Here is an 18,981-nt window from a genome sequence, read left to right on the forward strand (position 1 = left end):
GAGGTTGTGGCCGTCGATCGGCCCGACATAGTGGAAGCCGAGTTCCTCGAACATCGTGCCGCCGCCGGCCAGGATGCCGCGGGCATATTCCTCCGCCCGGGCGGCGGTGTCGTAGAGCGCCTTCGGCAGCAGGCGGCCGAACTGCCTGGCGGTGTCGCGCAACGAGCGGTAGGTGTCGCCCGAGACGAGGCGGGCGAGGTAGGACGACATCGCGCCGACCGGCGGGGCGATCGACATGTCGTTGTCGTTGAGGATGACGATCAGGCGCGACTTCAGCGCCCCGGCATTGTTCATCGCCTCGTAGGCCATGCCGGCCGAGATCGAGCCGTCGCCGATCACCGCCACGACGTTGCGGCGCGGCGGGGTCTCGCCGCGCGCCTTCGCGGCGGCGTCCGAGAGGTCGCGGCCGATCGCCATGCCGAGGCCGGCGGAGATCGAGGTCGAGGAATGCGCCGCGCCGAAGGGATCGTAGGGGCTCTCGGCGCGCTTGGTGAAGCCCGACAGGCCGCCGCCCTGGCGCAGGGTGCGGATGCGGTCGCGGCGGCCGGTGAGAATCTTGTGGGGATAGGCCTGGTGGCCGACATCCCAGATCAGGCGGTCGTCGGGGGTGTTGAAGACGTAGTGCAGGGCGACGGTGAGCTCGATGACGCCGAGGCCGGCGCCGAGATGGCCGCCGGTGACCGAGACCGCGTCGATGGTCTCGGCGCGCAGCTCCGCGGCGAGCTGGGCCAGATCGCTCTCGGGCAGCTGGCGCAGGTCCGCAGGCTCGCGGACGCGGTCGAGGAGGGGAAGGTTGAGCGGTGACACCGGAGCCATCCTCACGTCCGGAAGGAGAGACCCCGCCGCCGGTTTCCGGGGCGGGACGAATGGGAGCGATCAGGCGACATCGAGCGGTGCCGTCCCGGCGGCACGTCCGTCCGCCCCGAGGGTGATGCGCTGGATGCGCGCCTCGGCGCGCTGCAACAGCGTCTCGCAGTGCCGCTTGAGGGCCTCGCCGCGCTCGTAGATCGCGACGGACTCGTCGAGCGGCACGTTGCCCTGTTCCAGGCGCTGCACGATGCCCTCGAGTTCCTCGAGGGCCTTCTCGAACGGCAGATCCGCAGGTCCAGCCGGGCCGGCGGGTGCGGAGACGGCCGCGCGGCTGGCATCGGACCGGGCTGCGGACATGCGCGAAGATGCTCCCATGATGAGCGTTGGGTTATGGCGAGTGAGTTCGCGTGAAACAACCCTCCGGCGGTACGGAAGGGCGTCGCCTCGGCTAACCATGCCCGTTTGCGCGCCAGGGCTGCGTTTCGGCCACAGTGGAATCAGTCGATGGTGAGACGGAACGGCTCGCCTTCGAAGGCATCCGCGCCGCGGCCGATCGCCGCAACGGCCGCGACCATGCGCCCGTCCCGGCCGAGCATCGCGTCCGCCACCGCGACGAGGCGCCGGTTCGGGGTCGCCGAGGGCGACGCCTGCCGCAGCTCGCGGGCGATCTCGGCCTCGTCCCGGTCAGGCCGCAGGGCGCAGGCCGTGATGAAGGCGGCGGCCGTCGAGCGGCTGATGCCGGCATAGCAGTGGATCACCAGGGGCTGCTCGCGCGGCCACGCGCGCACGAAATCGAGGAGCCGCTGGACATGCACCTCGTCCGGCAGGACGTGACCGTCGAGGGCATCGGTGATGTCGCTGATACCGACGAGCAGGTGATCGTCTTCCGCGATGCTCGGCGGCCGGGTCACTGGCGTGCCGACATTGATCAGCGTCACCACGTGGCGCGCGCCCGTCGCCGCGACGGTCTCGGGCAGGCGGGACAGGGCGCAGACGTGCAGAATCGGCATGGTCGCGGACACTCCTTCGTGTCAGGCAGCGGGAACGCCCTGCAAGGCCCCGGCCAAGGCGTGGAAGCGGGTCAGGAACGCCCCTTGCACCTCGGCGGTCGGCCAGGGTTCGAGCAGAGAGCCGAGATCCGCATCGACCCGGTCCGGCTTGCCGAACACCCGCACGGCCTCGACGAGCGAGAATCCTGCCAGCCGCGTCGCCTCCAGATAGGCGCTCAGGCGGTCGGCGCGCTTGATCAGCCGCTGCATCGCCGCCGTCGGCTCCGGGGTGAGGCCGAAGCGCAGGCGGATCGCCGCCAGCAGCCGGTTCTCGACCGCCTTGTAGGAATGGCCGATCGCCGCCTTGAACGGAGAGATGATGTCGCCGATCACGTATTCGGGCGCGTCGTGCAGCAGCAATTCCAACCGCCCGGCGGCCCCGAGGTCGGGCTCGAAGGCGCCACCGATCGCCTCGACGAGCAGGGAGTGCTGCGCCACCGAGAAGACGTGCGGGCCGGCGGTCTGGCCGTTCCAGCGCGCCACCCGGGCGAGCCCGTGGGCAATGTCGACGATCTCGACGTCGAGGGGCGAGGGATCGAGGAGGTCGAGGCGCCGCCCCGAGAGCATCCGCTGCCACGCCCGCGGCGGGGCGCTCACGATGCCACCCCGAGACCACCGGGCCCCGGCAGGGCGGCGCAGGGTTCGTGGCAGCAGCAGCCGACGAGATGGTCGTTGATCATGCCGACCGCCTGCATGAAGGCGTAGACGATGGTCGGGCCGCAGAAGCCGAAGCCGTGCGCCTTGAGCGCCTTCGACATCGTGCGCGAGACCTCGCTCTCGGTCGGGATCGCGGCGCGGGTCGCAGGCCGCGGCTGGAGCGGGCGCCCATCGACGAAGTCCCACAGGAAGGCCGAGAAGCCGGGGCCGCGCTCCTGGATCGCCAGATAGGCCCGCGCGCTGCGGATCGTCGCCTCGATCTTGGCCCGGTTGCGGACGATGCCCGTGTCCTGCATCAGCGCCTCGACCTCCGCGGGACCGAACCGCGCGATCGCCTCCGGCTCGAAGCCCGCGAAGGCGCTCCGAAACCCGTCGCGCCGGCGCAGGATGGTGATCCAGGACAAGCCGGCCTGGAACCCGTCGAGGATCAGCTTCTCGTAGAGGGCGCGGCCGTCGTGCTCGGGCACGCCCCACTCGGTGTCGTGATAGGCGACGTAGAGCGGGTCGGTGCCCGGCCACCAGCAGCGCTGGCAGCCGTCGGGATGCAGGATCAAGCCGGTCGACATCCGGTGTCGTGTAACGGTGCGGCGCGGGAACGCAACCTACTCGACGAACTCGCTCGCCGCGAAGCCTTGCAGGTAGAGGAGCGCGGTCAGGTCGCCGTGGTCGATCCGGGCATGGGCCGCGGCGGCGACCGCGGGCTTGGCCCGGAACGCGACCCCGAGCCCGGCTTCCTCCAGCATGGCGAGATCGTTGGCGCCGTCGCCCACCGCCAGGGTCTCGACCGGTTCGAGGGTCAGGCGGGTACGCAGCGCGATCAGGGCGGCACGCTTGGCGTCGCGCCCGACGATCGGCTCGACGACGGTGCCGGCCAGCGTCCCGCCCGCGATCTCGAGACGGTTCGAGCGGTGCTCGTCGAATCCGAGTCTCTCGGCCACCGGCCCGGTGAACAGGGTGAAGCCGCCCGAGACCAGCGCCGTGTAGGCGCCGTGGGCCTTGAGCGTGTGCACCAGCGTGCGTCCGCCGGGCGTCAGGGTGATGCGCGAGGCGATCACCTCGTCGATGGCGCCGAGGGGCAGACCTTTGAGCAGGGCGACCCGCTCGCGCAGGGCCGGCTCGAAGGCGATCTCGCCCCGCATCGCCCGCTCGGTGATCGCCGCGACATGGGCCTTGAGGCCGACCTGATCGGCCAGTTCGTCGATGCATTCCTGGCCGATCATGGTCGAATCCATGTCGGCGAGGAACAGGCGCTTGCGCCGGTGCGGGCCCGCGACCTGCACCGCCACGTCGATCTTCTCGCCCTCGAACGCCATGCGCAGGCGCTCGGCGAGCGCCGGACCGGTTCCGGGCGCCCCCTCGACCAGCATCTCGGCCGCCACCTCGCCATGCAGAATCCGCGGCGGGTGCTCGGTCGCCAGCACGCGCCGGGCTTCGGCCAGCACCGCGTCGGTGATGGCGGGGCGCTCCGGGTTTGCTATCAGGGTCGCGACCAGGGTCATCGGACAACTCGGGCTTGGGCGGACGGCGCGTCCCGGCTGCGCGCATCAGAGAGGCAGGCATGGACGGGCGGGTTCGGGCGATCCTCATCGCAGGGCCGACCGCCTCGGGCAAGTCGGCCCTGGCGCTGGCGCTCGCCCGCCGACATGGCGGCGTCGTGATCAATGCCGATTCGATGCAGGTCTACCGTGACCTGCACCGCCTCACCGCCCGGCCGAGCCCGGAGGAGGAACGGCTGGCACCCCACCGTCTCTACGGCACGATCGACGGCGCGGTGAACTTTTCCGTGGGCCATTACCTGATGGAGGCCGACGCCACGCTCCGCGAGGCATGGCGGGCGGGCCGCCTGCCGATCGTGGTCGGCGGCACCGGGCTCTACTTCATGGGCCTGACCGAGGGCCTCTCCGAGATCCCTCCGGTGCCGGACGAGATCCGCGCCACGGTGCGGGCCGAGGCGGAGGGGCGCGAGACGCCCGACCTTCACGCCGCCCTCGCCCGCCGGGACCCGGACGGCGCCGCCCGCCTCGCACCCAACGACCGCCTGCGGGTGCTCCGCGCCCTCGAGGTGCTGGCCGCCACGGGGAAGCCGATCGCCGCCTTCCAGGCCGCGCGCCGGCCGGGCCCGCTCACCGGCCGTCCCTGCCGCAAGCTCTTTCTCACCCCGGACCGGGACACCTTGCGGGCACGGATCGATGCCCGGTTCGTCGCCATGATGGCGGCCGGCGCCCTCGACGAAGTGCGGGCGCTGGCCGCCCGCGGCCTCGATCCGATGCTGCCGGTGATGCGCGCCCACGGCGTGCCGGGCCTGATCGCTTACCTGCGCGGTGCGCTCTCGTATGACGAGGCCATCGCCCGGGGCCAGGCGGATACCCGGCGCTACGCCAAGCGCCAGGTGACTTGGTTCCGGCATCAGACAGGGGCGGAGTGGGAGTGGCTGACGCCGGAAGCGGCGATGGCGCAGGTGGCGACGGGGGACGGGCTGGGATGACGGCGGCGGGCTTCGTCTCTCGGGGGGCTCCCGGTTGTCGCCGTGACGGACGGGTCCTCCTGACGATTGTCACACTATTCTCAGGATGTTGCTGCCACTTCCGGTGACGCCGCTTGAGGCAGCCGCGAGGATGGATAAGCCGATCGGGCCAAGCCCTTGCTAGATCGGGCCGATCACCACTCGTCGCCGGGTCGGTTGAGCCGATCCGGATCTCCCACCGACCGGGACATTCCGGACTCGGCTTTCGAGTCCCCCGGAATGTCGGAGGCGTCAGGATCGTCGCGGCCGGTGGGCCGGCCCTCACGCCCGCCCGCGACGCCCCTCCACCAGCCACATCGCCAGCACGGCAGCGGCGATCGCCGCCAGGGCCGCCAGACCGAGCCCGAGCGGATAGACCGAGACGCCCCGCACCACCGCGCTGTCGCTCGGGCGGAAGCCGATCCAGTCGGAGCCGGCGAGCCGGCCGGAGCGGGTGATCTGAAGCCGCGGGATGGCGAGTGCCCCCCCGGCCTCGGCGAGGCGGCGCACCGAGCCGCCGGTGGCCTCGGCCATGCCGCGCAGGCGCTCGGTGTCGCTGAACACGTCGACCAGCTCGCGCGGATTGGCCGGGCCGACGCTGACGAAGGCGACGAGCGTGCCGGCCCGCAGGGTGTGCAGCCCGAGTTCGTCGGCCTCGAAGGTCGCGGCGAACAGGCCCGGCTTGTCGGGATTGAGCGTCAGGGAGCGGGTCTTGCCACTCGGCGCCGTGACGGTGACGGGCTCGGCGGTATCGCCCATGGTCTGGCGCTCGACCCGGACCTCGCGGCCATGCCCGGTGGCATTGGCCCGCAACGCCTCCTCCTCCAGGGCCGGCTCCTTCATCAGCCAATGGCCGAGGCGGCGGAGCAGGTCGAGATGCGGCCCGCCGCCCTCGTAGCCGCGGGCCCAGAGCCAGGCATGGTCGGAGAGGAGCAGCGCCACCCGGCCCTTCTCCTCGCGGGAGAGCGCGAGCAACGGCAGCTTGTCGGCGCCGGCCATGATCGGGGTGACGCCCGGGCGGACCTCGGCGCCGATCAGCCGCAGCCAATCGCCCCAGGCCGGGGGCGACGCATCGGAACCCGGCAGGTCACGGGTGACCGGGTGGCGCTGGCCGCTATCGGTGAGCGCCGCCTTGTAGGCCCGCTCGACCACCCGCCCGTTCGGCTCGCCCGGCAGGATCGCGGAAAGCCGGGTGCGGGCGAGGCTGGCCGCGGAGGCGAATTCGGGACCGGCGGCGATCAAGAGCGCCCCGCCCTCGCGCACGTAGCGGACGATGTTGTCGAAGTAGCTCGACGGCAGCACGCTCTGGTTGGCGTACCGGTCGAAAATGATGAGATCGAAATCCTTGATCTTCTGCTGGAACAGCTCGCGGGTCGGAAAAGCGATCAGCGACAGTTCGGAAATTGGGGTGCCGTCCTGCTTCTCCGGCGGGCGCAGGATGGTGAAGTGCACGAGATCGACATTGGCGTCGGACTTGAGCAGGTTGCGCCAGGTGCGCTCGCCGGCATGGGGCTCGCCCGACACCAGCAGCACGCGCAGCTTCTCGCGGATCCCCTCGATCGGCAGCACCGCCCGGTTGTTGGCGGTGGTCAGTTCGCCGGGCAGAGCCTCGGCCTCGATCTCGACGACGTTGGGCCCGCCATGCTCGACCCGGAGCGTCAGGGTGAAGGACTGGCCGGTGCGGACGGTCTGGCGCACCACCTCCTCGCCGTCGCGGCGCACCGTCACCACCGCCGAGCCGGTGCCGCCGCGCTCCATCACCTCGGCCCGGATGGTCTGGTCACGCCCGACGATGCCGAAGCGCGGCGCCTCGATCAAGCGGATCTGCCGGTCGCGCTCGTCGGGCCGGCCGGTGACCAGCACGTGGAGCGGCGCCTTGAAGCTCAAGCCGGCGAGGTTGGCCGGGATGTCGTGGACGACGCCGTCGGTCAGCATCACCACGCCGGCCAGCCGGTCGGGCGGCACGTCGGCGAGCGCGCTGGACAGAGCCGTGAACAGCCGCGTGCCCTCGTCGCCGCCGGCCTCCGGCACGTCGACGAAGCGCGGCTCGATGGCGTTGAGCGGACCGAGACGGCGCTGCAACTCGGCCCGCACCGTGTCGGTCATCGCCGGGCGATCGCCGAGCGCTTGCGAGCCCGATCGATCGACCACGACGGCGACGATGTCCTTGACCGGCTCGCGCTCCTCCTGGACCAGCGACGGGTTGGCGAGCGCCAGCAGCACCAGGGCGAGGACGAGGACGCGCAACAGCGCCACCGGCCCGCGGGCGAGGTAGGCCACCGCGGCGAGGATCGCGGCCAATCCCCCCAAGGCCCACAGGACCGGGACGGGGACGAGCGGGGCGAGGCTGAGGCTCAGCATGAAAATGTCTCTGTGGTGCGGCTTGGCCGTGGCGGCCGCATGTCGTGGAGGTCACAGGGAGCGGACAGCGTCTGTGGGATCCCCTCGCCCCCTGGGAATGCCGCATCCGTGATCCGTTTTAGGAAGAGCGCGGGATCCCCTCTCCCACTCGGGCGAGGGGATCCCGCGCCAATCTCGTTCAAAGTTGTGTTCGACGCCTTTTCCTATTGACCCAACCGCTCCAACAGCGCCGGCACGTGGACCTGATCCGCCTTGTAGTTGCCGGTGAGCGCGTACATCACGAGATTGACGCCGCCGCGGAACGCCATCTCGCGCTGGCGCGGGTCGCCGCCGACGAGAGGATAGAGCGCTTCGCCGCGCCGGCCGATGGCCCAGGCCGACGCGAGATCGTTGCCCGTGATGACGATCGGCGAGACGCCGTCGCCGGCCCGGGCCGGGCGGCGCTCCGCCCCATCGCCGGCCGGCGGCAGGGCCTCGACCCAGGTCTGGCCGGTGGCGTAGCGGCCCGGGAAGGCGTCGACGAGGTAGAACGCCTTGGTCAGCACGTGGTCGCGCGGCACCGGTTCGAGTTCCGGCACCTCCAGGGTCGCAAGCATGCGCTGGAGGGCGAGCGCCTCCGGCGTCGGCGGGCCGCCGGGGCGGGCCGTCATCGCGTCGCGGGTGTCGAAGATCACCGTGCCGCCGTTCTTCATGAAGGCGTCGATCCGCCGGATCGCCGCCTCGCTCGGCTGGGGCCGGCCCGGCACGATCGGCCAGTAGATCAGCGGATAGAAGGCCAGCTCGTCCCGGGCCGGGTCGATGCCGGCGGGCTCGCCGGGTTCGAGGGCGGTGCGGCTCGCCAGCATCTGGGTCAGGCCGGTGAGACCCGCGCGGCTGGTCTCGTCGACGGTGGCATCGCCCGTCACCACGTAGGCGATGCGGGTGACCAGCGCCGATTCGATGCCGTTCGGCCGGTTCGCGCTGGGCTCGGCGGCGCGGGCCGCGTCGGGGGCCGCGCCGAGCACCAGGAGACCGAGGATCAGGGCCGCCACGGCCGGTCGTCGGCGCAGGCGCGCTGCCATCCGCCCGAGGAAGCCGCCGAGCCACAGGCTCGCCAGGGTGTCGAGGGCGAGGAGCAGCAGGGCGGCGAGGAAGAACGGCCCGCGCAGGTCGCGGGTGCGGGCCTGCTCCAGGCCACCGAAGCGGGCACCGGCGAGGGCTTTGAGATCGAGGGGCTTCAATCGGTCCTCGGCCGTGAGCGCATTGACGGCAAGGCCGCCATCGGCAGGGCCGTAATAGCCCGGCGGGTGCTCCGGATTCGCCCGCTCGGTCCAGGTTGCCGGCACCGCCCGGGCGGTGGTCGGGGGCGCCTTGAGCGCGCCGAACCCGTCGAGGGTCAGGCGCGGGGCGAGCACGGGCGGCGGCGCGCCGGGGCTGGCGCCCGTCGTCGGCGGGGTGGTGCCGGCGAGCGCCACGACCCGGCGCAGCATGGTCACGAACAGGCCCGACAGCGGCAGGTTCGACCAGGTGGTATCGGCGGTGACGTGGACCAGGACCACCATGCCCTCCTGGCGCTTCGCGGCGGTGACGATCGGGGTGCCGTCCTGAAGGGCGGCCCAGGTGCGCCGGGCGAGGTCGCCGTCCGGCTCGGCCAGGATCTGGCGCCGCACGCCGATATCGGCCGGCGGCGTCAGGCCCGCGAAGGGGCTTTCGGGGGCGAAGGGCGCCAGCGTGCGCGGGCTGTCCCAGGACAGGGTGCCGCCGAGGGTGCGCCCGCCCCGGCGCAGACGCACCGGCACGAGATCGTCGCTGCCGGCGGCCAGCCGCGGGCCGGCGAAGCGCAGGAGCAGGCCCCCCTTGTCGACGAAGGCGGAGACCCGGTCCAGGGTGGCCGGATCGAGGGCGCCGACATCGGCCAGCACCAGCACCGAGACCTGGGAATCGAGCATCTGGCCGACCGCTTCGGCGACGCCGCGCCCGCCCCGCGGCTCCAGCACGTCGGCGAAGGGCGTGAGCGCGCGGGAGAGGTAGTAGGTCGGCGAGAGGAGCGGCTGGGCCTGATCGGCGGTGCCGCCGAAGACGAGCCCGACCCGACGGCGCCGGCCGCGCTCGTCGGCCAGCACCACCGCGCCGGCCGAGTGCTCGCCCGCCACCTCGAACCGCGCAATGGTGTTGCGCAGCTCCACCGGCAGGTCGAAGCGGACCGGCGCGGCGGTGGCGTTGCCGGCGAACGAGAAATTCGTCTCGGCGAGGGGCAGGCCCTTGGCGTCGAGAGCCCGGACGGTGCCGGACTCGCGGCCGTTCGGCTCCGCCCGCACGACGCTCACGCCGAGTTGCCCGCCGGACGCATCCGGGCCGGCGAGCGCCAGCGCCGGCGGCCGCTCGGCCTTCAGCACGGTGATGTCGGCCCGGTTGCGCGCGGCGGAGGCGGCGAGCCCCGCCGGGAAGGCGTCGCCGTCCGGTCCCGCCACGCCATCGCTGACCCAGACCACGGCGCTGCCGGGATTCCGCTCCAGGAATGCCGTGACGGCCGGCAACTGCGCCGACCGGTCGGCCAGGTGCGGCAGCGGCTCGATGGCGCGCAGGCGCTCCAAAGCCGGGCCGGGCCCGGTGGCCTCCAGGCCCGTCGGCGACGCGGCGGTGGCGAGCAGAGCCACAGGCCGCCCGGCCCGGGCCGCTGCCTCGACCTCGGCGGTGGCGACGCGGATCCGGTCGCGCCAATCCTGGGCGGCGGTGAACCCGTTGTCGAGCACGAGGACGAGCGGCGTGCGCCCGTCCGGACTGCCCTGCGGGCTCGGATTCCAGACCGGCCCCGACACCGCCAGGATCAGGCAGGCGGCGGCGAGAAGGCGCAGGGCCAGCAGCCAGGGCGGGGTGCGGGCCGGCGTCTCGCGCTCCGGCAGCAGGTCGGCGAGGATGCGCAGGGGCGGGAAGTCGATCCGGCGCGGCCGCGGCGGGGTCACGCGCAGCAGGTACCAGAGCGCCGGCAGGGCGATGAGGGCCGCGAGGGCGGCGGGTGCCGCGAAGCTGAGGGGCAATCCGAACATCGAAGGCGTCCTCAGCCTGCGCCACGGGCGGCAGCGACCAGGGCGACGAGGCGCAGAGCCGCCTCGCTCGCCGGCCGGTCGGTGCGGTGCAGCGTGAGCGTCCACCCTTGCGCCCGAGCGATCTCCGTCAACGCATCGCGATGGGCGCGGATCCGTCGCCGATAGGCCTCCCCCCAGGCGGCGGCATCGCCGACCCGGAGCGACAGTCCGGCCTCGAGGTCGTGCAGTTCGGCCTGGCCGGAGAAGGGAAACGTCTCCTCGACCGGATCGACCACCATGACGAGGTGGCCGCGGCTGCCCGCAGCCGCGATCGCCGCGACCGAGGCCCGCACCTGCTCCGGCGGCGAGAGGAAGTCGCCGATCAGCACCGCCTCGTCGAAGCGGCCGATGGGCGCGCGGGGCGGCAGGTCCTCGTCGAGGCCGGAGGTGTCGGCCGACAGGGTCTCGGCCATCCGCTCGACGATGGTGCGGGTGGCCTGGGGCCGCGACAGGCCAAGCAGCCCGACCCGCTCGCCGGCCTCCACGAAGGCGTCGCCGAGCGCCAGCGCCAGAACCAGGGCACGCTCGATCTTCGGCGCCTGCGCCAGGGTGGAGCCGAACCCCATCGAGGCCGAGCGGTCGACCCAGAACCAGACGGTGTGGGCCGCCTCCCATTCGCGCTCGCGGACATAGAGCCGGTCGTCCCTGCCCGAGCGGCGCCAGTCGATCCGGCTCGCCGATTCGCCGGCGACGAAGGGGCGGAACTGCCAGAAGCTCTCGCCCGGCCCGGCCCGGCGGCGGCCATGCAGGCCGTGCGCCAGGGTCGCGGCGACCCGGCGGGCCTCCAGGATCAGGCGCGGCATCCGCTCGGCGAGCGAGAGGGCGGTTTCGGTCTCCCGCCGGCCGGGGGCGCGGGCGGCCGCGTCGAGGACGCGCGTCGCGGCCACCGGGTCAGAGCCGCCCGACGAGGCGGCCGATCAGGCCGGGGATCGTCTCGCCGTCGGCCCGCGCCGCGAAGGTGAGCGCCATGCGGTGCTTCAGGACCGGCTCGGCCAGGGCCGCCACGTCGTCGACGGAGGGTGCGACCCGGCCCTCGATCAGCGCGCGGGCGCGCACTGCGAGCATCAGCGCCTGGCTGGCGCGGGGGCCCGGCCCCCAGAGCAGCTTGTCGGCGACCAGGGCGTCGCCCCCGACCGGGCGGGCGGCACGCACGAGGTCGAGGATCGCGTCGACCACCGCCTCGCCGACGGGCAGGCGCCGCACCAGGCGCTGGGCCGAGAGCAGCGCGTCGGTGTCCATCACCGCCTGCGGCTGGTGCTCCTCGGCGCCGGTGGTCTCCAGCAGGATGCGCCGCTCGGCGGCACGATCGGGATAGCCGACATCGATCTCGAGCAGGAAACGGTCGAGCTGGGCCTCGGGCAGCGGGTAGGTGCCCTCCTGCTCGATCGGGTTCTGGGTCGCCAGGACGTGGAACGGCCGCGGCAGGTCGTGGCGCGCCCCGGCCACCGAGACGAAGCGCTCCTGCATCGCCTGCAACAGCGCCGATTGGGTGCGGGGACTGGCGCGGTTGATCTCGTCGGCCATCAGGAGCTGGGTGAAGATCGGCCCGCGCACGAAGCGGAACGAGCGGTGCCGGTCCTGGTCCTCGTCGAGGATCTCGCTGCCGAGGATGTCGGAGGGCATCAGGTCGGGCGTGAACTGCACCCGGCGCGCATCGAGCCCGAGCACGCTGCCCAGCGTCTCGACGAGCTTGGTCTTGGCGAGACCCGGCAGACCGACGAGGAGCCCGTGGCCCCCCGCCAGGATCGTGACCAGTGCGAGATCGACCACCTGCTCCTGCCCGAAGATGACCCCGTGGATCGCGTCCCGGGCGCGCCCGACGCTGGCGAGGCAGGCTTCCGCGGCGGCGACGATGCCGTCATCCATCGGGGTCGCGGCGGCCGGCGCGCTGGTTGCTGTCATGCGGGGTCCTCGTCGTCATCCGGGGGCCTGGGGCCCCGTCGGGGTCCGCGAGTGTGGATCTCTTCCGCACCGCAAGGCAAGGTTGGCGCGACGCCGCAGGGCGGCGGGAGCGGGGCCGGGCGCGGCGCGGGTGCCGATGGTCCGGATGGCGCGATGCGGGGTAGGATGGTGCCGGACAACCGGGAGCGCCCGCCATGCGTGCCGCCGAGACACGCGACGACCCTCCGATGAGCCTCGACGGCTTCCTGGCCTTCCTGGGGGAAAGGCCGAAGGGGGAGCGCTGGGAGCTGGACGACGGGGTGCCGCTGATGACCCCGCAGCCGACGCGGCGGCACGACTGGATCCAGGTCACCATCCTGGAAGCCTTGCGCCAGCACCGGCGCCGCCATGCCAGCCCGTGGCGTCCCCCGGGCCCGAGCCAAGTGCCGGTGCCGGTGCCGGGCGCAGCCCGCACCGTAGCGCCCGACATCCTCGTGGTGTTCGAGGTCCTGTCGCCGAGCGACAGGCCGCGGCGGCGCGCGTCGAAACTCGCAGCCTCCGCCGCGGTCCCGTCGATCGTGAGCGTCGTGCCGGTGCGCCAGGACCGGCCATCGGTGACGGGGCATCGCCGAAACCCGGAGGGTGGCCTCTCGGCCCTCCTCTGCACCGAGGTCGTCGATCTGCCGGAGATCGGCGTCACGCTGACGTTGGAGACGATCGACGACGACATGCCACTCGGATCAGGGTGACATGCCGAGATGGGGTCGACGACGACCGCGATCCGTGGCGCCGGTCGGGCGTGGAGGCTCCCCGCCTCACCCCAGCTCGGTGACCAGGAAGTCCCGCACCGCCCCCGCCTCGATCCCCGGCGCGATGAAGCTTTGCCCGATCCCGCGCGCCAGGATGAAGGTGAGCGCCCCGTCGCGGACCTTCTTGTCCTGGCGCATGGCGTCGAGGAGCTGGTCGGCGTCGCCGCAGCCGCCCGGCACCTGGGCCAGCGTGGTCGGCAGGCCGGCGAGCGCCAGGTGGTTGGCGACGCGGCCGGCATCCTGGCCCGGGCACAGGCCGAGCCGGGCGGAGAAGCGGAAGGCGAGGCACAGGCCGATCGCCACCGCCTCGCCGTGGACGAGGCGGGCGGAGTCGTAGGCGGTCAGGCGCTCCAGCGCATGCGCGAAGGTGTGACCGAGATTGAGGAGCGCCCGCTCGCCGTCCTCCCGCTCGTCGCGGACCACGACGCCGGCCTTGGCCCGGCAGCAGGCGGCCACGGCGGCCTCGCGGGCCGGTCCGCCCGAAAAGATCCCGGCGAGGTTGGCCTCGCACCAGGCGAAGAAGGCGGGCGAGTCGATCAGCCCGTACTTCGCCACCTCGGCATAGCCGGCGCGCATCTCGCGCCGGGACAGGGTGTCGAGGGAGGCGGTGTCGGCGACGACCAGGCTCGGCTGGTGGAAGGCGCCGACGAGGTTCTTGCCATGGGGCGAATTGATCCCGGTCTTGCCGCCGACCGAGGAATCGACCTGGGCGAGCAGGGTGGTGGGCGCCTGGACGAAGCGCACGCCCCGCCGCAGGGAGGCGGCCGCGAAGCCTGCCAGATCCCCGACGACGCCGCCGCCGAGCGCCAGCACGAGGTCGCCGCGCTCCACCCGGTGGGCGATCAACCCGTCGCAGACCTGCGCGAAGCCCGCATAGCTCTTCGAGCCCTCGCCCGGCGCCACCGCGATCAGGGTGGTGCGCAAACCCGCCTCGGCCAGCGAGGCGGTGACGGCCTCGCCGTATTCCGCCGCCACGGTGGCGTCGCTCACAACCCCGACGGCGCGGGCCTTGAGCGCAGCGACGCGGGGGCCGATCTCGGCCAGCAGCCCGCGGCCGATCAGGATGTCGTAGGCCCGCCCCCCGTCGAGGGGCACGTGAACGGTCTCGGTCTGCACGATCGTCCTCGAATCCGGTCGGAATCCGCTCACGGGGTGGCGAGGTCGTGGCCGGCGAAGGCGGGCGCCGCCGCCTCCGGCCCGCCCTCCCCGGCGTCGCGCACCGGATCGACCCCCGGCGCCTCCGGCAGGGGGCACGGCCGCTCTCCGGATGCGTCGCCCCCCATATGGAGGTCGAGGGCTTCCAGCACATCCTGCACCACCCGGTCGTGGGAGACGTCGCGGGACACCACCATCACGTCGGCCCCGCCATAGACGGGATGGCGCAGGTCCATCAGCCTGCGCATCGTGCCCTCGGGGTCCTCGTTCTGGAGCAGCGGCCTTCCCGGGCGCTTGCGGACTCGGCGCATCAGCACGTCGAGGTCTGCCTTGAGCCAGACGGAGACTCCGGACTCGCCGATGCGCTGGCGCGTCTCCGGCCGCATGAAGGCGCCGCCGCCGGTGGCGAGCACCATCGGGCCCTCGCGCAGGAGGCGGGCGATCACCCGCTCCTCGCCATCGCGAAAGCTCGGCTCGCCGTAGATGGCGAAGATGTCCGGGATGGTCAGGCCGGCTGCCGCCTCGATCTCGTGGTCGGCGTCCTTGAAGATCAGGCCGAGGCGCCCCGCCAGGCGCTTGCCGACGGTGCTCTTGCCTGCGCCCATGAGCCCGACCAGCACGATCGAGCGCAGGCCGAGACCCCGGCGCACGCGCGACTCGATCGTGTGTTCATGAGGGGGACGCTGGTTCATGCGGCGTTCTTTAGCCTGTTTTTCGCGCAGGACGAAACGGCGGATAGCGGGGAAAAGCCGCCTCTTTCCGCAGTCTCTCCCCGGCCCGCGCCGCGGCGGCCTCGGCACCCGGGCAACAGCCGCCGGCATTCCACCGCGACGGTGCCCACCGGTCTTGCCTCCCGGGACACCGCGTGGTCGAACCGACGGCCAAGGCGGCCCGCGCCCCCGCGTCCGGGCCGCGCGTTGTCATGCGTTATCCCGGGGCCCGTCCGACGTGCCGACCCTCTTCCGTTTCCTGGCCGTGGTGGCGATCCTGGCTGGGCTCGCCTTCGCGGCGATCTTCGCCCTCGCCACCTTCGTCGAGCCGACCCCGCGCGAGATGTCGGTCACCATCCCGAACGCGAAGCTGCAACCGAAATGAGCGGTCTGGGTCCTCAGGGCCTGATGCACGCCTATCTCGACATGCTCGCGGCCGAGCGGGGTGCCGCCGCCAACACGCTCGCGGCCTATCGGCGCGACCTCGACGACTACCTCGCCCATCTGGCGGGCAAGCGGCTCGATCCCGGCGCCGTCGAGCCCGCCGGCATCCGCGCCTACCTCGCCGAGCTGGAGGCGCGCGGCCTCAAGAGCACGTCGGCGGCGCGCCGGCTCTCCTGCGTGCGCGGCTTCCACCGCTTCCTCTACGCCGAGGGCCTGGCCGAGGGCGATCCGACCGCGCCGGTCTCCGGGCCGAAGCGCGGCCGCGGCCTGCCGAAGGTGATCTCCGTGGCCGAGGTCGACCGGCTGCTCACCGTCGCCAAGGAGGCGGCTGCCAAGGCGCCGAACCCGGCCGAGGCGGCGCGGGCCGGGCGGATGCACTGCCTGATCGAGCTTCTCTACGCCACGGGCCTGCGCGTGTCCGAGCTGGTGGCCCTGCCGCGGGCCGCCGGCTCCACCACGGAACGCTTCCTGGTGGTGCGCGGCAAGGGCGGACGCGAGCGCCTGGTGCCGCTGACGGAGGTGGCGCGCAGCGCCATGGCGACCCATCTTGCGACCCTGACGACCCCCGGGCCCTGGCTGTTTCCCGCCGACAGCGAGACCGGCCACCTGACCCGCCAGGCTTTCGCCCGCGACCTGAAGGCCGTCGCCGCCGCTGCCGGCCTGCGCACCGACAAGATCAGCCCGCACGTCCTGCGCCACGCCTTCGCCAGCCATCTCCTGCAGAACGGCGCCGACCTGCGGGTGGTGCAGGAGCTGCTGGGCCACGCCGACATCTCGACGACGCAGATCTACACCCACGTCCTCGATGAACGCCTGAAGCAGATGGTCCGCGACCTCCACCCCCTGGCGAGCGCCTGACGCGGGTCCGGGTGAGGATGCCCCCCGGTGACGCGACGGCCTTCGCCCGCACGATCCCCCATCGGCGTCCATGGCGTTCCGGGAGAGAGTGATCGTCGGGCACAAGCCGGACTGGGAAGTGTCGATCCGGGCGCAGCTCGGCGACACCTCCGATCTGGCATTCGGGACACCGGACTGATGCACCCGCCGGGATCGGAAACGGTTCGATCTCGGCGTCCCCCCTGATGACCATCCGGGACGGCGGGATGCTGCGACAAGCGGCCTGCGCCTCGCCGGCAAGGCGCTCTGTCCCACGGCGGCGGCCGTCGCGTTCTGCCACGACAAGCACGGCTTCGGCAGCGCGCTATCGCTCACCCGGTTTCGCACGATGATCCCGCGGCTGATCGAAACCGCCGACGACATCGACCTCCCTTGCATCTTGAAGAAAAATCGGGACGAATACGGCGTCAATTTCTCCATCATTCACTGTCAATCCGATATTGCGAAAGAACACAGCAAATTTATATTCTGATATTATTTCTCGTCAGAATATGTTCACGATCTGGAAGAGCGCACAAAACACCTTGTTCTGCACGATGAACGAATTTTCTATTTTTATAATGCAACATAAAATAGGGAGAAACGGCCTCTTTTCAAAACAATTCGCGATCATCATACCTCCATGATCGCCGATGGCGACGATATAATGCTCGATATACTTCTAAATATTCTCAGGAATGCGGACTTCAAAAACGACACCCGCTGCTTCGATTGCAAGGTCATGGATGGAATGCCAAAACTGTTCGAGATCAACCTACGGTTCGGATGGTCCCTGCTCTACGACAGGAGGAACTATCTGCGGGCTTACGCGATTGCCGCGCGAGCCTGACGCGGGCGCGCTCCGGCGAGGACGGCGACCGAGTCGTCCCACATCCGGGTCGCCGCCAATCTCGGGCGGGCCCGCACCGAGGGCTGTCGGGGAGACGTTCACATGTCGGTCGCGTTCCTATCCGTGGCGGCGCAGGGCCTGGCGCTCGTGCTCATCGCCGCGACCCTGCTGCCGTTCTGGCGCAGCCGGACCGGGCTGGTGCGAACCTTCGATTTCCCACGCTTCCAGATCGCCGCCGCGATCCCGCCGGTCCTCGTCCTGCTCGTCGCGACCGGGCACGACCCGGCCTCCCTGGTCCTCGGGGCCGGGCTCCTGGGCGCGCTCGGGTTGCAGCTCCGGCACATCCTGCCCTTTACCCGCTTGACGGCACCGACCGCCAGCGCCGCTCCGGCGGAGCCGGACCCGGCGCGGTGCGTGGCGATCCTGATCGCCAACGTGCTGCAATCGAACCGGGCCTATGACCGCCTGCTCGCGGCGGTGGAGCGGACCGACCCCGACCTGATCCTGACCCTCGAAACCGATGCGGGCTGGCGCGACGCGCTCTCGCCCTTGCGCGCCCACTACCCCCACGGGGTGGATCAGGCGCAGGACAACACCTACGGGCTGATCCTCTATTCCCGCCTTCCCCTCGACGACGTGCGGGTCCGCTTCCTGATCGAGGACGACGTGCCCTCGGTGCGGGCGGGGGTCACCCTGCCCTCGGGCGATCGCTTCACCTTCCATGGCGTGCATCCCCGCCCACCGCATCCGGGCTACAGCAGCGCGACGCGCGACGGCGAGCTGGTGCTGGTCGCCCGTGAGGTCGCGCGCGAGGGCGGGCCGGCCGTGGTGGCGGGCGACCTCAACGACGTCGCCTGGTCGCGCACCACCCGCCTGTTCCAGACGATCGGCGGGCTCCTCGACCCGCGGGTCGGGCGCGGCGCCTATCCGACCTTCCATGCCGGCTGGCCGATGCTGCGCTGGCCTCTCGACCATGTCTTCTTCAGCGAACACTTCCTGCTCGCCCGGCTGGAACGGCTGCCGAATATCGGCTCCGACCATTTCCCGATCCTGATCACGCTGTGCCGCGACGCCTCGGCCGAGGCGGTGCAGGACCCGCCTTCCGCGGATGCCGAGGATCACCGGGAGGGCGCCGAGGCGGTGGCGGAGGCACGGGAAGCGGCCGAGTCATAAACGTCAAACAGTATGACTATTCAGCCGGGTGACGGCATGCTGTAAGGATCCGGACGGCGCCGCCCGGGCGCCCCTCTCGGTCACTCCGTCACGTCGATGCGCGCACCCGTCGCCCTGTCCCCCGCCGCTCCCGGCCTGGTGGTGATCCCGGCGGGCCGCGCCCGCTCCAACCATGCCGAGGTGGCGCGCAGCCTTGGCACCGCGATCATCGCCGGGCGCTACCCGGCCGGTGCCAAGCTGCCGGGGGACGGCGAGTTGCTCGGCGCCTTCCGGGTCTCACGGCCGGTTCTGCGCGAGAGCGTCAAGACGCTGGTGGCGAAAGGGCTCCTGACCACCAAGGCGCGGGTCGGCACGGTGGTGCGCGAGCGTGCCGCCTGGAACATGTTCGATGCCGATGTGCTGGCCTGGCACCTCGAGGCCGGCATTGACCGGCGCTTCCTGCGCGACCTCGCCGAGATCCGTCTGGCGGTCGAGCCGGCGGCGGCGGCGCTGGCGGCCGAGCGCCGGACGCCCGACGACCTCGCTGCCCTGGAGGCGGGCCTCGCGCGGATGCGGGCCGAGCCGTCCGATTCGGACGGCTTCGCGGACGGCGATCTCGCGCTCCACGTCGCCGTGGCGGTCGCCTCCGGCAACCCGTT

Annotated in this window: 19 protein-coding genes; 7 read left to right on the forward strand and 12 right to left on the reverse strand. The window is 72.1% G+C overall.

Going from position 1 to position 18,981, the window contains the following annotated elements:
* The 6 genes from VP06_RS19170 to serB form a co-directional block, all read right to left on the reverse strand.
* The coding region (locus tag VP06_RS19170; protein WP_280950228.1) for a 1-deoxy-D-xylulose-5-phosphate synthase N-terminal domain-containing protein at window positions 1–816 on the reverse strand (816 nt) is incomplete at its 3' end.
* Window positions 817–876: 60 nt separating this feature from the next.
* Window positions 877–1,167, reverse strand: coding sequence for an exodeoxyribonuclease VII small subunit (locus tag VP06_RS19175; protein WP_048465388.1), 291 nt, complete (start codon window positions 1,165–1,167; stop codon window positions 877–879).
* A gap of 140 nt (window positions 1,168–1,307) precedes the next feature.
* Entirely contained in the window at window positions 1,308–1,820 is a 513-nt protein-coding gene (locus tag VP06_RS19180; RefSeq protein ID WP_048465389.1) for a tyrosine phosphatase family protein, read from the reverse strand.
* Between the two features lie 21 nt (window positions 1,821–1,841).
* Window positions 1,842–2,426: a YfbR-like 5'-deoxynucleotidase gene (locus tag VP06_RS19185; RefSeq protein WP_048465390.1), complete on the reverse strand. Its 585-nt coding sequence runs from the start codon at window positions 2,424–2,426 to the stop codon at window positions 1,842–1,844.
* Between the two features lie 26 nt (window positions 2,427–2,452).
* Complete coding sequence (locus VP06_RS19190) at window positions 2,453–3,082, reverse strand: DNA-3-methyladenine glycosylase I (protein ID WP_048465391.1); 630 nt, start codon at window positions 3,080–3,082, stop codon at window positions 2,453–2,455.
* A gap of 36 nt (window positions 3,083–3,118) precedes the next feature.
* Entirely contained in the window at window positions 3,119–4,015 is an 897-nt protein-coding gene (serB, locus tag VP06_RS19195; protein WP_048465392.1) for a phosphoserine phosphatase SerB, read from the reverse strand.
* A 59-nt stretch (window positions 4,016–4,074) separates the two neighbouring features.
* Here serB and miaA point away from each other — a divergent pair, with 59 nt between their 5' ends.
* The gene (gene miaA, locus VP06_RS19200) at window positions 4,075–5,001 is read left to right on the forward strand and encodes a tRNA (adenosine(37)-N6)-dimethylallyltransferase MiaA (protein ID WP_048465393.1); all 927 of its coding nucleotides are present in this window, start codon (window positions 4,075–4,077) and stop codon (window positions 4,999–5,001) included.
* 300 nt (window positions 5,002–5,301) lie between these two features.
* On the opposite strand, the gene VP06_RS19205 is transcribed toward miaA, so the two are convergent.
* From VP06_RS19205 to VP06_RS19220, 4 genes are all read right to left on the reverse strand, one after another.
* Window positions 5,302–7,380, reverse strand: a complete 2,079-nt coding sequence (locus VP06_RS19205) for a membrane protein (protein ID WP_048465394.1) — start codon at window positions 7,378–7,380, stop codon at window positions 5,302–5,304.
* 203 nt (window positions 7,381–7,583) lie between these two features.
* Window positions 7,584–10,406 (reverse strand): DUF4159 domain-containing protein, encoded by a 2,823-nt coding sequence (locus VP06_RS19210; protein WP_048465395.1) that lies wholly within the window; start codon window positions 10,404–10,406, stop codon window positions 7,584–7,586.
* Between the two features lie 11 nt (window positions 10,407–10,417).
* The gene (locus VP06_RS19215) at window positions 10,418–11,332 is read right to left on the reverse strand and encodes a DUF58 domain-containing protein (RefSeq protein ID WP_048465396.1); all 915 of its coding nucleotides are present in this window, start codon (window positions 11,330–11,332) and stop codon (window positions 10,418–10,420) included.
* Between the two features lie 4 nt (window positions 11,333–11,336).
* Window positions 11,337–12,347 (reverse strand): AAA family ATPase, encoded by a 1,011-nt coding sequence (locus VP06_RS19220; RefSeq protein ID WP_048465397.1) that lies wholly within the window; start codon window positions 12,345–12,347, stop codon window positions 11,337–11,339.
* A 194-nt stretch (window positions 12,348–12,541) separates the two neighbouring features.
* On the opposite strand from VP06_RS19220, the gene VP06_RS19225 reads away from it, so the two are divergent.
* On the forward strand, window positions 12,542–13,075 hold the full coding sequence (locus tag VP06_RS19225; RefSeq protein ID WP_048465398.1) for a Uma2 family endonuclease: 534 nt from the start codon (window positions 12,542–12,544) through the stop codon (window positions 13,073–13,075).
* Between the two features lie 66 nt (window positions 13,076–13,141).
* Here VP06_RS19225 and aroB read toward each other — a convergent pair whose 3' ends face one another.
* Window positions 13,142–14,251 carry a 3-dehydroquinate synthase gene (gene aroB / locus VP06_RS19230; protein ID WP_245291236.1) on the reverse strand — a complete coding sequence of 370 codons (1,110 nt, stop codon included), beginning with the start codon at window positions 14,249–14,251 and terminating at the stop codon, window positions 13,142–13,144.
* Window positions 14,252–14,280: 29 nt separating this feature from the next.
* Complete coding sequence (locus tag VP06_RS19235; RefSeq protein WP_082167494.1) at window positions 14,281–14,982, reverse strand: shikimate kinase; 702 nt, start codon at window positions 14,980–14,982, stop codon at window positions 14,281–14,283.
* A gap of 256 nt (window positions 14,983–15,238) precedes the next feature.
* On the opposite strand from VP06_RS19235, the gene VP06_RS19240 reads away from it, so the two are divergent.
* The 5 genes from VP06_RS19240 to VP06_RS19260 all read left to right on the forward strand — a co-directional run.
* Window positions 15,239–15,385 carry a hypothetical protein gene (locus VP06_RS19240; protein ID WP_048465399.1) on the forward strand — a complete coding sequence of 49 codons (147 nt, stop codon included), beginning with the start codon at window positions 15,239–15,241 and terminating at the stop codon, window positions 15,383–15,385.
* Window positions 15,382–16,302 carry a site-specific tyrosine recombinase XerD gene (locus tag VP06_RS19245; protein ID WP_048465400.1) on the forward strand — a complete coding sequence of 307 codons (921 nt, stop codon included), beginning with the start codon at window positions 15,382–15,384 and terminating at the stop codon, window positions 16,300–16,302. The genes VP06_RS19240 and VP06_RS19245 overlap by 4 nt, the downstream gene beginning before the upstream one ends.
* 661 nt (window positions 16,303–16,963) lie before the next feature.
* Complete coding sequence (locus tag VP06_RS19250; protein ID WP_048465401.1) at window positions 16,964–17,170, forward strand: hypothetical protein; 207 nt, start codon at window positions 16,964–16,966, stop codon at window positions 17,168–17,170.
* A gap of 102 nt (window positions 17,171–17,272) precedes the next feature.
* Window positions 17,273–18,343: an endonuclease/exonuclease/phosphatase family protein gene (locus tag VP06_RS19255; RefSeq protein WP_048465402.1), complete on the forward strand. Its 1,071-nt coding sequence runs from the start codon at window positions 17,273–17,275 to the stop codon at window positions 18,341–18,343.
* Between the two features lie 96 nt (window positions 18,344–18,439).
* Window positions 18,440–18,981 (forward strand): FadR/GntR family transcriptional regulator (locus VP06_RS19260; protein WP_048465403.1); only part of this gene is annotated, 542 nt, incomplete at its 3' end.

It is taken from the genome of Methylobacterium aquaticum, from assembly GCF_001043915.1.
GTDB classification, from domain to species: domain Bacteria; phylum Pseudomonadota; class Alphaproteobacteria; order Rhizobiales; family Beijerinckiaceae; genus Methylobacterium; species Methylobacterium aquaticum.

What these genes read in the sequence shown, in the direction of transcription:
- VP06_RS19175 (WP_048465388.1), bottom strand. Translation starts at nt 1,167, where the DNA reads ATGTCCGCAGCCCGGTCCGATGCCAGCCGCGCGGCCGTCTCCGCACCC.
- VP06_RS19180 (WP_048465389.1), bottom strand. Translation starts at nt 1,820, where the DNA reads ATGCCGATTCTGCACGTCTGCGCCCTGTCCCGCCTGCCCGAGACCGTC.
- VP06_RS19185 (WP_048465390.1), bottom strand. Translation starts at nt 2,426, where the DNA reads ATGCTCTCGGGGCGGCGCCTCGACCTCCTCGATCCCTCGCCCCTCGAC.
- VP06_RS19190 (WP_048465391.1), bottom strand. Translation starts at nt 3,082, where the DNA reads ATGTCGACCGGCTTGATCCTGCATCCCGACGGCTGCCAGCGCTGCTGG.
- serB (WP_048465392.1), bottom strand. Translation starts at nt 4,015, where the DNA reads ATGACCCTGGTCGCGACCCTGATAGCAAACCCGGAGCGCCCCGCCATC.
- miaA (WP_048465393.1), top strand. Translation starts at nt 4,075, where the DNA reads ATGGACGGGCGGGTTCGGGCGATCCTCATCGCAGGGCCGACCGCCTCG.
- VP06_RS19205 (WP_048465394.1), bottom strand. Translation starts at nt 7,380, where the DNA reads ATGCTGAGCCTCAGCCTCGCCCCGCTCGTCCCCGTCCCGGTCCTGTGG.
- VP06_RS19210 (WP_048465395.1), bottom strand. Translation starts at nt 10,406, where the DNA reads ATGTTCGGATTGCCCCTCAGCTTCGCGGCACCCGCCGCCCTCGCGGCC.
- VP06_RS19220 (WP_048465397.1), bottom strand. Translation starts at nt 12,347, where the DNA reads ATGACAGCAACCAGCGCGCCGGCCGCCGCGACCCCGATGGATGACGGC.
- VP06_RS19225 (WP_048465398.1), top strand. Translation starts at nt 12,542, where the DNA reads ATGCGTGCCGCCGAGACACGCGACGACCCTCCGATGAGCCTCGACGGC.
- VP06_RS19235 (WP_082167494.1), bottom strand. Translation starts at nt 14,982, where the DNA reads ATGAACCAGCGTCCCCCTCATGAACACACGATCGAGTCGCGCGTGCGC.
- VP06_RS19245 (WP_048465400.1), top strand. Translation starts at nt 15,382, where the DNA reads ATGAGCGGTCTGGGTCCTCAGGGCCTGATGCACGCCTATCTCGACATG.
- VP06_RS19250 (WP_048465401.1), top strand. Translation starts at nt 16,964, where the DNA reads ATGATCGCCGATGGCGACGATATAATGCTCGATATACTTCTAAATATT.
- VP06_RS19255 (WP_048465402.1), top strand. Translation starts at nt 17,273, where the DNA reads ATGTCGGTCGCGTTCCTATCCGTGGCGGCGCAGGGCCTGGCGCTCGTG.